This window comes from Rhodococcus sp. NPDC057014, from assembly GCF_042673295.1.
GTDB lineage: Bacteria > Actinomycetota > Actinomycetes > Mycobacteriales > Mycobacteriaceae > Rhodococcus_F.
The window spans coordinates 23,776-36,365 of record NZ_JBHUSF010000057.1 but is presented as its reverse complement, the minus strand read 5'-3'; the positions used below and the strand labels follow the sequence as shown (position 1 = coordinate 36,365).

The following is a 12,590-nucleotide window of genomic DNA, read 5'->3' as shown; positions in this document are numbered from 1 at the left end:
GACTTCATGTATCCCGTGTCGTCGCGGTCGCGCACCCCGCAGTCGAGGTACTGCTGGTGCAGGGCGGCGAGGGCGTCCTCGTCGATCTCGACACCGAGCCCCGGCGTCGTCGGCACCGCGACCGCGCCGTCGACGAACTTCAGCACACCCGGCTTGACGACGTCCTCGGTCTTCCACGGCCAGTGCGTGTCACACGCGTACGTGAGGTTCGGGGTGGCGCCGGCGAGGTGCACCATCGCGGCCAGGCTGATCCCGAGATGCGAATTCGAGTGCATCGACAGGCCCAGGCCGAAGTTGTCGCAGATCCCGGCGAGCAGCCGCGACCGCTGCAGGCCACCCCAGTAGTGATGATCCGACAGCACGACCTGCACCGAATCCTTCAGCACCGCAGGCTTGAGCTGATCGAACGCGACGACGCACATGTTCGTGGCCAGCGGCATCTTCGCCTCACGCGCCACCTCGGCCATGCCGTCGAGACCGGGTGTGGGGTCCTCGAGGTATTCGACGATGCCGTCGAGTTCCGACGCCACCCGGATGGACGTGTCGACGGTCCACGCGGCGTTGGGGTCGAGGCGCAGCGGCAGGTCGGGGAACGCGGCGCGCAGCGCCTTGATGCCGGCGATCTCCTCGTCCGGGGAGAACACGCCGCCCTTGACCTTGATGGCCTCGAAGCCGTACTCGCCGATCATCTTCTGCGCCTGGCGGACCAGACCGTCGGGGTCGATCGCCTCGCCCCATTCGTCGTGCTCGGCGCCGGGGTGCCCGGCCCACTTGTAGAACAGGTAGGCGCTGAACGGAACCGCGTCGCGCACCTTGCCGCCGAGAAGATCGGACACCGGCCTGCCGAGCGCCTTGCCCTGCACGTCGAGACACGCCACCTCGAACGGGGAGAACACGCGGTCGGTGGTGCTGGCCGTGGTGATCATGCCCGCGACGCCGTCGCCGCCCGTGACGGTCAGGGTGGCGATCTTCGCGTCGATCGCCGCGCGGATCGCGTTGAGCGCGAACACGTCCAGCCCGACGATCGCCTCGGCGGCCGCCTCGAGCCGGAGCAGGTGGGCCGTGTCGGCGTACGTTTCACCGAGTCCGACGAGACCGCCGTCCGTGTCGAGCTGGATGATCGCGCGCAGCGCGTAGGGCTGGTGCACGCCGACGGTGTTGAGGAGCGGCGGGTCGACGAACGCGACGGGCGTGATCCGTGCGCCGGTGATCCGGATCGGTGCGGCAGTCATCAGACCGCCGCCTGCACGGCGAGAGCGTCGGCGAGCACGGCGCGGCCTGCCGCGGTGATCCGCGCGAGCTCCCGCACGTGCACGTCGCTCGTGGGGACGAGCGGCGGCCGCACGGGCCCGGCGTCGATACCTTCCATCGCGACACCCGACTTGATCAGCGACACCGCGTATCCGGGCACCTGGTCGCGCAGGCGCACCAGGGGGTGGAAGAAGTCGCGGAGCAGTGCGTCGGTGAGTTCCTGGTTGCCGGATTCGAGTGCGTCGTAGAAGCCGAGCGCGAGTTCCGGCGCGAAGGCGAACGTGGCGGACGAATACAGCGTGACACCGATCGCGCGGTACGCCTGCTGCGTCACCTCGGCGGTGGGCATCCCGTTGAAGAACAGGAACTGCTTGCCGGACGGGGCGAGCGCGTCCTTCACCGCACGGACGATGCGGCCCACCTTGTCGAGGTCACCGGTGCCGTCCTTGAAACCGACGACGGTCGGGAACTGCGCGACCTCCACCGCTGCCGCCTCGTCGAAGCGGGCGTTGCCGCGGTTGTAGACGACGAGCGGCAGGTCGGTGGTCTCGGCGACCGCGCGGGTGTAGTCCACCAGTCCGGCCTGCGGCATCGTCACCAGGTACGGCGGGAGCAGCAGGATGCCGTCGGCGCCGTTGGCCTTCGCGCTGGCAGCGAACTCCTTGGCCTGCTGCACGGAACCGCCTGCGCCGGCGAAGACGGGGACCCGTCCGGCGACGACCTCCGTCGCCTTGGCGACGATCTTGCCGAACTCTTCCAGCCCGAGGGCATGGAATTCGCCTGTGCCGCAGGCGATGAAGACACCTCCGGGGCCGGCGTCGACGCCCTTGGCGACGTGCTCGGCGAGCCGGTCGTAGTCGACGTCGCCGGAAGCTGTGAACGGGGTGACGGGGAAGAACAGGACGCCGTCGAGCATGGGGAACTCCTTCACGAGGGAAAAATCAGGCTTGGGTGAGTCGGCCGTCGATGCGACGCCACAACTGGTCGGGGTTGCCGTCGGCGATGGCGGCGGGGAGCAGCGAGCGCGGAACATCCTGGTAGGCAACGGGCCGCAGGAACCGTTCGATCGCCAGCGAACCCACGGATGTGGTGCGCGAGTCGGACGTCGCGGGGTGCGGGCCACCGTGCACCATCGCGTGCCCGACCTCGACCCCGGTGGGCCAGCCGTTGAACAGGATTCGCCCGGCCTTGAGCTCGAGGACGGGCAGCAGGCGGCCTGCCTCGTCGAGATCGGCGTCGTCGACGTGGACGGTCGCGGTCAGCTGGCCTTCCAGCTTCGCCGCCACGGCGCGCACCTGCTCCGCGTCGCGGCAGCGGACGATCAGGCTGGACGAGCCGAACACCTCCTGCTGCAACACCTCCGACCCCAGGAACGTGTCGGCGGGGGCGCTGAACAGCGCTGCCCGACCGGTGTTCGGTGCGTCGGATTCGGTGCCGCGGGCCTCCACGGTCGCGGCGCCGCTGAGCGCGGTGACGCCGTCGGCGTAGCAGCCGGCGATGTTCGGGGTGAGCATCGGGGTGGGCGTGCTCTCGGCGACCGCGGCGCGCGCGGACTCGACGAACGAGGTGAGTCCGGGACCGTCGACCGCGATGACGAGACCGGGGTTGGTGCAGAACTGTCCGGAACCGAGGGTCAGCGACCCGACGAAGGCGCGACCGAGTTCGGCGCCGCGGGTGGTGAGCGCGTTCTCGAGGAGGAACACCGGGTTGATCGAACTCATCTCCGCGTACACCGGGATCGGTTCCGGGCGTCCCGCGGCTGCCGCGACCAGAGCGGTTCCGCCGGAACGGGATCCGGTGAATCCGACGGCCTTGATGCGCGGATCCGTGACCAGCGCGGTGCCGAGCCCGCGGCCCGAGCCGAACAGCAGGGAGAACGTCCCCGCAGGCATGCCGGTGCTCGCGACGGCGTCGGCGATGGCGCGTCCGACGAGTTCGGACGTGCCCGGGTGCGCGTCGTGGGCCTTCACGACGACGGGGCAGCCCGCCGCCAGTGCCGAAGCGGTGTCGCCGCCGGCGACGGAGAACGCGAGGGGGAAGTTGCTGGCGCCGAACACCGCGACCGGTCCGAGCGGGACCTTCCGCTGGCGGATGTCGGCACGCGGCAACGGCGTGCGGTCGGGCAGCGCGGGATCGATGCGGGCACCGTTCCAGCCGCCGTCGCGCAGGACGCCGGCGAACAGCCGCAGCTGTCCGGAGGTGCGGCCCACCTCGCCGGTGACGCGGCCCTGGGGGAGTCCGGATTCGGCACACACCCGGGCGATCAGCGTCTCGCCGAGCGCCTCGATGTTGTCGGCGATCGTCTCGAGGAACCGGGCGCGCTCCTCCGACGTCGTGGCGCGGTACGGCGCGAACGCCTCGGCGGCGGCGGCGCAGGCGGCGTCGACGTCCCGGTCGTCACCGTGCGCGAAGCCGGGCTCGAGCTGGTGGCCGGTGGCGGGGTCGATGCCGTGGACGGTCGTGCCGGAACCCTGCACGGGGTTGCCCGCGATGATCATCTGTCCGGTCACGTCGGTCCGGTTCACCGTTGCTGTCATGATGCGATCCTCGAATTCTCGTCTGCGTTTCGTATGGTCCGGTGACGGGTCATTTGGTGGCCAGGGTGTCGTCGGGTGCCACCTCTGCGACGTTCGCGACGTCGTCGATGTCTTCCTTGTCGCGCCGGAAGTACGTCACCGCCGCCGCGGCGGCCAGGGCGAACAGCGACAGCACGATCAGGCCCATCGTCACCGTGCCGGTCTGCTCCTTGATGACACCGAAGCCGAACGGGGCCACGAAGCCACCCAGGTTGCCGAGCGAGTTGATGATCGCGATCGCCGGTGCCAGCACCATCGGGTGCAGCGTGCGCTGCGGAATCGACCAGAACAGCGGGCTCGCGCTCTTGAATCCCATGGTCGCGAGGCACAGCAGCGGCAGGGCCAGCCACGGCGTGACGAACGCGGCGGCCATCGTGCCGATACCGCCGATGAGCAGCGCGGCGACGAGGTAGGGCTTGTGCCGTCCGGTGCGGTCGGCGGAGCGGTTGGAGAAGTACATCGCGAAGATCGCGCAGATCCACGGGAGCGAGGACAGCAACCCGACCGTGATGTCGGTGGTGCCCGGGATGCGGCGGATGATCGACGGCAGCCAGAACGTGTTGGCGTAGATCGCCATGGTGATCGCGAAGAAGATGCCGCAGCACACCAGGATCCGCGGCTGCAGGAGCAGCTTCCAGCGCGAGCCCGACTCCCCGCGCTTCGCGGACGCCTCGCTGCGCAGCACGTCCTCCTCGGCGATGACGGCCTGCAGGTCGTGCTTCTCCGGGCCGGTCAGCCACTTCGCGTCGTCGATCTTCGAGTCGAGCAGGCGGTAGGCGATGAGCCCGACGACCACCGACAGCAGGCCCTCGAGGGCGAACATCCACTGCCAGCCGTGGTGCCCGCCGAGTCCGTCGAGGGACAGCAGCGGTCCGGACATCGGTCCCGAGATGGCGGCCGCGATCGAGGAACCGGCGATGAACAGGGCGGTGGCGCGGCTGCGGTGGTTGTTCGGCAGCCAGCGGGTGAAGTAGAAGATGATGGCCGGGAAGAAGCCGGCCTCGGCGACACCGAGCAGGAAGCGCAGGGCGTAGAACATCTCGGGGCCGTTGACGAACGCCATGGCCGCGGACACCAGGCCCCACGAGATCATGATGCGGGTCAGCCACACCTTGGCGCCGAACTTCTCCATCAGCACGTTCGACGGCAGTTCGAAGATCGCGTAGGCGATGAAGAAGACACCCGCGCCGAATCCGTACGCCGCGGCGCCGATGCCCACATCCGCTTCGAGGTGGGTCTGGGCATAGCCGATGTTCGAGCGATTGAGCTGGTTACAGATCAACATCACGATGAACAGCGGCACGACACGGCGGAAGATCTTGGAGACCGCGCTGTCGACTGCCGGCGAGACGGCGAGGGGGAGGGTCATCGGTGACTCCTCTCTCTGAATTCGGGGGGTGACGAAAGTTGGGGGACTCTGATCACGCCCCGATCCGGAAGCGTGACCTGAGTCATAGGAATCACGCTAGAGGGAGGTTCGATACATGTCCAAGTCAAAGATTCTCGCTATCGATACCGAAGTTGTATCGACTCGGGTGGTGCTGGTTTCCCCGCCGTGAGCGCCGGCGAGGGCTGACTCCCGCCCGACGATCCGATCGACGACGAAGCCCGTTTCGTCAGCGGACTTGACCTGCTTGAATGAGAAGATGTGCAGGTGGATGGCATACTCCGGCGATCCGATCCTCGTCGAGGACCTCCTCTTCCGGCCGGTCCATTCCCTGATCGACCAGAGCCTGCACTCCCGCATGGGTGCGACCACCACGAACGGTGACGGGTTCGGCCTCGGCTGGTACGGGGACGGCCCCACGCCCGCCCTGTTCAAGTGCATCGAACCCGCCTGGAACGAACGCAACCTGCAGGAGATCTCCCGCCAGATCCGGACTCCGCTGTTCTTCGCGCACGTGCGCGCGTCGACAGGAACTCCCGTGCAGCGCAGCAATTGTCATCCCTTCCGGCACGGCAACTGGCTGTGGATGCACAACGGCGCGCTGCGCGGATTCACCGAGATCAAACGCGATCTGGCCCTGGCCGTCGACCCGAGCCTCTACCCGCAGATCGAGGGATCCACCGACTCCGAGACACTGTTCTTCCTCGCGCTGACGTTCGGACTCACCGACGACCCGTTCACCGCCGTCGCCCGCGCGGTCGGGTTCGTCGAGGACGTCGGCGCCCGGCACGGGGTCGAGAATCCGGTGCAGGCGACGATCGCCACCACCGACGGCGTCTCCGTCTGGGTGTTCCGGTACTCGACCGAACAGCAGACGCGGTCCCTGTTCTTCTCCACCGCGATGGACAAGGTGCGCGCGCTGCATCCCGAGGTGGAGGTTCTGCACGAACTGGGCGACGAAACCCGGTTCGTGGTGTCCGAACCGCTACGCGACCTCGAAGGCGCGTGGCAGGAGGTCCCCGAGTCCCATGCCGGGGTCATCCGCCCCGGCGACGACGAGATCCGGCCGTTTCACCCCGTCTCACCCGCCCGCTGAGCCCGCCACCTGCTCGGGCTGACCCCGAACCGGCCTCGGAACCACCGGGAGAAGTTGCTCGGCGCCGAGAACGCCAGCATGTCCGCGATCTCGGTGAGGTTCAGCCGCGGATTCGCGACCATCCGTTCGGCGAGTTCGGTGCGGGTGCCGTCGAGGACGGTGGAGAACGTCTCCCCGCTCTCGGCGAGACGGCGGTGCACGGTTCTCCGGTCGACCCCCAGGCTGCGGGCCACCTGTTCGACGGAGCAGCGGCCGGTGGGAAGCAGAAGTTCGATCAACTCGCGGACCCGGCTCACGATCGTCACGTCGTCCGACGGTTCCCACGACTCGAGCAGTTGCTGGGTGTACGGGCGGAGCAACGGATCGGACATCTTGTTCGGCGCGTTCAGGTCGCCCGCTTCGAGGACGATTCCCGCGAACTCGTGGTCGAACTTCATCGCTGGCCCGAACAACCGGCGGTGCGTCGCGGCGTCGGCCGGCGCCGGGTGCGGGAAGCAGACGTCGAGCGGTTTCCAGCCGCCGCCGAGGAAGCCCCGCAACAGCCGGTACAGCACCCCGACCGCCAGTTCCACCGACTGCCGGATGTCGGTGGCCTCCCCCACGTCGAGTTCGATTCGCAGGGTCACCAGCCCGCCACGCTCCGACATCCGGGTGCGCAGCGCCTCGTTGTAGGTGTGGTCGTAGCGGGTGAGGACGCGCAGGGCGCTCCGGACGTCGGGTTCCTCGCGGACGACGAGACTGAGCGGTCCGAGGTTGGAGAACTGCCTGCGTTCGGCGAGGCGAACCCCGAAATCCGCGTATCCAGATCTGTCCGCCGACTGCTCGAGCAGTCGCGCGATCGCAGCGGCGGGTATCCAGCGGTCCTGCAGGCCGAGCCCGGACGGGTCGAGGCCGGCGGCGCGCAGCAGCGGTGCCGGCTCGAGTCCGAGTGACCGGCACAGTTCCACGTACCCGTTCAGTGACGCGTACCGCGCGAGGGGTTTCACGTCCCGTCCCTGCCCTGTCCCGACACCTGGCCGTGTCCCGAAATGATAGGCCTCCTGTCCCGTCAGGATAAGCATACTGCCGGATGCGCCCCTACTGTTAGGTGCATCACAAAGAGACGGCGCGGAGAGCCACCCCACGGCACCGGATCACCCCGGCCCGCCCCCGCGAGCAGTTCCGCAGCGGTACCGCGCCGATCATCACGTCGAAGAGGAGAATTACTGTGGCACAGGCTGTTCGGTTCTACGAGCACGGCACACCCGAGGTCATGAAGTGGGAGTCCGTCGAGGTCGGAGAACCCGGCCCGCACGGGGTCCGGATCCGCCACGAGGCGGTCGGCCTGAACTTCGCCGACACCTACTTCCGCACCGGCCTCTACCCGGCCGAACTGCCCGCGGGCATGGGCGTCGAGGGTGCCGGTGTGGTCGAGGCGGTCGGCACCGGAGTGACCCACGTGCAGGTCGGCGACCGCGTCACCTACACGGGAAGTCCGCTCGGCGCCTACAGCACAGAACGCGTCATGCCTGCCGCCCCGCTCATTCCGCTGCCGTCCGCGATCGGCTTCGACACGGCCGCCGCGATGACGATGCGCGGGCTCACGTCGGCCTACCTGCTGCGCCGCATCGCCCCGCTGAAGTCCGGCGACACGGTACTGCTCCACGCGGCCGCCGGTGGCGTCGGACTCATCTTCACCCAGTGGGCGAAGCTGCTGGGCGTCAACGTGATCGGCACGGTCTCCACCGACGAGAAGGCCGCGATCGCCCGCGCTCACGGCTGCGAGCACGTGATCGTCTACACCCGTGAGAACGTCGCCGAACGGGTCCGCGAGATCACCGACGGCGCCGGCGTTCCCGTCGTCTACGACAGCATCGGCCAGTCCACCTTCGAGACTTCGCTCGACTGCCTCTCCCGGCGGGGACTGCTCGTGTGCTTCGGCACGGCGTCGGGACCGATTCCGCCGATCGACGCGATGCAGTTGGCCGTCAAGGGTTCGCTGTTCGTCACCCGGCCCGCGCTCGCCGACTACATCGCGGACCCGGCGGAGCGCGCCGAACTCGCCGGTGAACTGTTCGGCCACGTCGAGGCAGGCCGGATCCGCATCGAGATCAACCAGAGCTACGGGCTCGAGGACGCCGTCCAGGCGCACCGCGACCTCGAATCCGGCACCAGCATCGGCTCCTCGGTGTTCCGGCTCTGAGCCGGGACACCCCTCACCAGGACGGAGACACCAACATGAACGACACCGCACAACTGACGTATTCGCCCGAGCGGAACGCGATCCTCTCCCCCTCCGGTTCGTTCCGGCTGGCGCCGATGACCTGCTCTCTGGGCGCCGAGTTGTTCGACGTGAGCCTCGGTGACGTCTCTCGGGACGACGCCCTGTTCGCCGAACTCCGGGAACTGCTGCTCGAGTACAAGGTTCTGTTCTTCCGCGACCAGGACATGAGCCGCGCCGAGCACGTGGCGCTCGCCGAGCGCTTCGGCCCGCTCGAGGATCATCCCGTCGCCGGCAGCGACCCCGAGTACCCCGGGCTGGTGCGGATCTACAAGGACCTCGACAGCCCGGCCGAGCACTACGAGAACGCCTTCCACTGCGACGCCACCTGGCGCGACAACCCGCCCATGGGGTGCGTGCTCCGCGCCGTCGAGACGCCGCCCGTCGGTGGCGACACCATCTGGGTGAACATGGCCCTGGCCTACGAGAAGCTCCCCGACCGGGTGAAGGAGCAGATCGGCGGACTGCGCGCCCGGCACAGCATCGAGGCCTCGTTCGGCGCGGCCCAGACGCCGGAGCAGCGGCACGCGCTGCACGATCGGTTCCCCGACGCCGAACACCCCGTGGTGCGCACGCACCCGGACACGGGCGAAAAGATCCTGTTCGTCAATTCTTTCGCAACCCACTTCGTCAATTACCACACCCCGGACAACATCCGGTACGGCATCGACTACGCGCCCGGCAGCAGCAACCTGCTCAACTACCTGATCAGCCAGGCCTCGATCCCCGAATACCAGGTGCGGTGGCGGTGGACCCCGAACAGCGTTGCGATCTGGGACAACCGGTCCACCCAGCACTACGCCGTCCAGGACTACTGGCCCGCCGTCCGCAAGATGGAACGCGCCGGAATCGTCGGCGACCGGCCCTTCTGAATTTCTCACTTCCCCTGGTCATCAGTTCCGATTTCGAAACGGAGAACACCATGCATTTCCACGACGACGCCCTCTTCCCGGAGAACCAGGAGAAGCTGGTCATCACGTGTGCCCCGTACGGTCCGGAGTGGGAGCCGGACGACTTCCGCGAGGACCTGCCGTTGACGATGGACGAGCACGTGCAGAAGGCGGTGGACTGCTACGAGGCCGGCGCCACCGTGCTGCACATCCATGTCCGCGAACTCGACGGCAAGGGCTCCAAGCGGCTGTCGAAGTTCAACGAACTGCTCGCCGGGCTGCGGCAGGCGGTGCCGGAGATGATCCTGCAGGTCGGCGGTTCCATCTCGTTCGCCCCCGAGGGTGAGGGTGCGGACGCGAAGTGGCTCTCCGACGACACCCGGCACATGCTCGCCGACCTCGATCCGGCACCGGATCAGGTGACGATCGCGATCAACACCTCGCAGATGAACATCATGGAGTTGATGACCGCCGACGACATCGCGGGCACCTCGATGCAGCGGCCCGAGCTGGCCGAGGCGTACCGGGAGATGACGGTCCCGGCCGGCCCGGCGTGGGTGGAGGAGCATCTGCGCCGGCTGCAGGCGGCGGGGATCCAGCCGCATTTCCAGCTGTCGAGCATCCCGCAGCTCGAGACGGTGGAGCGGTTGATCCGGCGTGGGGTGTACACCGGTCCGCTGAATTTGACGTGGGTCGGTATCGGTGGCGGTTTCGACGGCCCGAATCCGTACAACATCATGAATTTCGTGCAGCGGGTGCCGGACGGTGCGTGCCTGACCCTCGAGACGTTGATGCGCAGTGTGCTGCCGGTCAACGCGATGGCGATCGCGATGGGTCTGCATCCGCGGTGCGGGAACGAGGACACGATCTGGGGTCGCAAGGGCGAGAAGATGACCTCGGTCGCGCAGGTCGAGCAGTTGGTCCGGGTGGCCGGGGAGCTGGGCCGGGAGGTGGCCACCGGGAAGGAGGCCCGCGACATCTATCGGATCGGTCAAACCTACGCCGATGCGGACGAGACGCTCGCCAAGCTCGGTTACGCCCCGAACCGCCGTCCCGGCCAGGTGGGCTTCACCCAGCACGCCTGAGTTCCCGCACCCGAGGGGATTTCGTCACGAACGGGGAGGGAGCCGGATGATTCGCTGCTCCTGCCGAGCACGCCCGGCTCCCTCCCCACACCCTTTTACCAATCCTGTCGGCCATAGGAGGCCTCATGGGACCGAACACCACCACCGCCCCGGACACGGTCGGCGCGACCGCTGCGCCGGCCGGACGGTCGCGGGTCTACCCCTGGATCGTCTTCGCCCTCACGTTCGGACTGCTGCTGTCGGACTACATGTCCCGCCAGGTTCTCAGCGCCGTCTTCCCGCTCCTCAAAACCGAATGGGCGCTGACCGATTCACAGCTGGCGTCGCTCAGCAGCATCGTCGCACTCATGGTCGGCTTGCTGACCCTCCCACTGTCGCTGCTGGCCGACCGGTGGGGCCGGGTCAAGAGCCTGCTCCTCATGGCCGTCCTGTGGAGCGCCGCGACGCTGCTCTGTGCCCTCGCCACCAGTTACGAGCAGATGCTCGGCGCCAGATTCCTCGTCGGTGTCGGCGAAGCCGCCTACGGCAGTGTCGGCATCGCGGTGGTGCTCAGCGTGTTCGCCCCGCGCGTGCACTCCGCGCTCAGCGGCGCCTTCATGGGCGGCGGATCGTTCGGTTCCGTGATCGGGGTCGCCCTCGGCGGCGTCATCGCCGTCAACCTCGGCTGGCGCTGGTCGTTCGCCGCGATGGCCGTCTTCGGCCTCATCCTCGTCGCCCTGTTCCGTGCCCTCGTATCCGAGAAGAAACTGACGGACGCCGCCGTCCTCGACGACCCCGCCGACACCCCCACCGGTTTCCGGGCACCGCTCTCGAGCCTCTTCTCCACACCCGCCGTCGTGCTGGCGTACATCGGTGGGGGCCTGCAGATGTTCACCGCGGGCGTCTTGCTGGCGTGGCTGCCGAGTTTCTTCAACCGGTCGTACGGCCTCGCCCCCGACAAGGCCGGCGCAATGGCGTCGATCTTCGTCCTCGCCGTCGGCAGCGGCATGGTGGTGTGCGGCATCATCACCGACCGTGTGAGCCGGGACGATCCCACCAAGAAATGGACCACGGCCGTCGTGTACGGCGTGCTCTCGCTCGTGTTCCTCGGCGCCGGTTTCCAGATGCCGTCCGGTTCCACCCAGCTGATCCTGATCGGTATCGGCGCGTTCTTCTCCGCCGGCTCGTCCGGTCCGATCGCCGCGATGGTCGCGAACCTCACCCACTCCTCGGTGCGCGCCTCGGCCTTCGGCACCCTCACCCTCGCCAACAACCTTCTCGGACTGGCACTCGGCCCGTTCGTCGTCGGACTGCTCGCCGACCGCTTCGGCCTCGTCACCGCCCTGCAGATCGCGCCCCTGATCTACGTCGTCGCGATCGTCGCCCTGATTCTCGGCAAACGTGCCTACCCGGCCGGACGCCGCAAGCTCGCCGCCCTTACCGCCATCTCTTAGGAAACTGGAGCCGACCGTGACCACCTCCACCGAACCGACCGTGGTGATCGTGCCCGGACTGCGCGATCACGTCGCCGACCACTGGCAGACGTTGCTCGCCGAGCGACTCGACACCGTGCGGACGGTGCCGCCGCTCGAGCGGGACAAGCTCAGTCTCGCCGCGCGGATCGCCGCCCTCGACACCGTTCTCACCGACATCGACGGTCCGGTGGTGCTCGTCGCGCACAGCGCGGGCGTGGCGATCACGGTGCACTGGGCCCAGCAGGCGTCCCGTCCCGTTCAGGGCGCGCTGCTGGCCACCCCACCGGACTTCGAGGAGCCGCTGCCGGCGGGCTACCCCGCACGCGGGGACCTCGACGCGAACGGCTGGAATCCCGTCCCCCGGCGCCGGCTCCCGTTCCCCAGCATCGTGGCGGCGAGCACCAACGACCCGCTGGCCCGGTTCCGCCGGGTCGCCGGGATGGCCGAATCGTGGGGCAGCAAGCTCGTCGACCTCGGCGCCGTCGGTCACCTCAACCCGGCCGCCGGTTACGGGTACTGGCCGTACGCCGAAGAGCTGCTCCGCGAGCTGATCAACTCGACCGCCGCCACCGCCGCGTCGTTCGCGTAGCG

The 12,590-nt window shown here is 68.4% G+C and carries 11 protein-coding genes; 6 read left to right on the top strand and 5 right to left on the bottom strand.

The genetic code is table 11. The features are described from left to right. From ACFTZB_RS14465 to ACFTZB_RS14450, 4 genes are all read right to left on the bottom strand, one after another. Positions 1–1,232, bottom strand: a 1,232-nt coding sequence (locus ACFTZB_RS14465) for a glucarate dehydratase family protein (protein WP_378432468.1), incomplete at its 3' end; no start/stop codon positions are given. After that, positions 1,232–2,167, bottom strand: coding sequence for a 5-dehydro-4-deoxyglucarate dehydratase (locus tag ACFTZB_RS14460; RefSeq protein WP_378432467.1), 936 nt, complete (start codon positions 2,165–2,167; stop codon positions 1,232–1,234). The genes ACFTZB_RS14465 and ACFTZB_RS14460, both read right to left, overlap by 1 nt. 25 nt (positions 2,168–2,192) lie before the next feature. Beyond that, positions 2,193–3,788: an aldehyde dehydrogenase (NADP(+)) gene (locus ACFTZB_RS14455; RefSeq protein ID WP_378432465.1), complete on the bottom strand. Its 1,596-nt coding sequence runs from the start codon at positions 3,786–3,788 to the stop codon at positions 2,193–2,195. Between the two features lie 49 nt (positions 3,789–3,837). Continuing rightward, positions 3,838–5,196 carry an MFS transporter gene (locus tag ACFTZB_RS14450; protein ID WP_378432464.1) on the bottom strand — a complete coding sequence of 453 codons (1,359 nt, stop codon included), beginning with the start codon at positions 5,194–5,196 and terminating at the stop codon, positions 3,838–3,840. A 289-nt stretch (positions 5,197–5,485) separates the two neighbouring features. Between ACFTZB_RS14450 and ACFTZB_RS14445 the strand changes: the two genes are divergently transcribed. Beyond that, positions 5,486–6,310 carry a class II glutamine amidotransferase gene (locus ACFTZB_RS14445; RefSeq protein WP_378432462.1) on the top strand — a complete coding sequence of 275 codons (825 nt, stop codon included), beginning with the start codon at positions 5,486–5,488 and terminating at the stop codon, positions 6,308–6,310. On the opposite strand, the gene ACFTZB_RS14440 is transcribed toward ACFTZB_RS14445, so the two are convergent. Next, entirely contained in the window at positions 6,286–7,296 is a 1,011-nt protein-coding gene (locus ACFTZB_RS14440) for an AraC family transcriptional regulator (RefSeq protein ID WP_378432461.1), read from the bottom strand. The two genes, ACFTZB_RS14445 and ACFTZB_RS14440, sit on opposite strands and share 25 nt — an antisense overlap. A gap of 221 nt (positions 7,297–7,517) precedes the next feature. On the opposite strand from ACFTZB_RS14440, the gene ACFTZB_RS14435 reads away from it, so the two are divergent. The 5 genes from ACFTZB_RS14435 (at position 7,518) to ACFTZB_RS14415 (ending at position 12,588) form a co-directional block, all read left to right on the top strand. Next, complete coding sequence (locus tag ACFTZB_RS14435; RefSeq protein WP_378432459.1) at positions 7,518–8,492, top strand: quinone oxidoreductase family protein; 975 nt, start codon at positions 7,518–7,520, stop codon at positions 8,490–8,492. A gap of 35 nt (positions 8,493–8,527) precedes the next feature. Continuing rightward, complete coding sequence (locus ACFTZB_RS14430) at positions 8,528–9,442, top strand: TauD/TfdA dioxygenase family protein (RefSeq protein WP_378432457.1); 915 nt, start codon at positions 8,528–8,530, stop codon at positions 9,440–9,442. A 50-nt stretch (positions 9,443–9,492) separates the two neighbouring features. Further along, positions 9,493–10,545 carry a 3-keto-5-aminohexanoate cleavage protein gene (locus ACFTZB_RS14425; protein WP_072943797.1) on the top strand — a complete coding sequence of 351 codons (1,053 nt, stop codon included), beginning with the start codon at positions 9,493–9,495 and terminating at the stop codon, positions 10,543–10,545. A gap of 125 nt (positions 10,546–10,670) precedes the next feature. After that, positions 10,671–11,978 (top strand): MFS transporter, encoded by a 1,308-nt coding sequence (locus ACFTZB_RS14420; protein WP_378432456.1) that lies wholly within the window; start codon positions 10,671–10,673, stop codon positions 11,976–11,978. A gap of 16 nt (positions 11,979–11,994) precedes the next feature. Continuing rightward, positions 11,995–12,588 carry an RBBP9/YdeN family alpha/beta hydrolase gene (locus ACFTZB_RS14415; protein ID WP_378432455.1) on the top strand — a complete coding sequence of 198 codons (594 nt, stop codon included), beginning with the start codon at positions 11,995–11,997 and terminating at the stop codon, positions 12,586–12,588. The last annotated feature ends 2 nt before the right edge of the window (positions 12,589–12,590 follow it).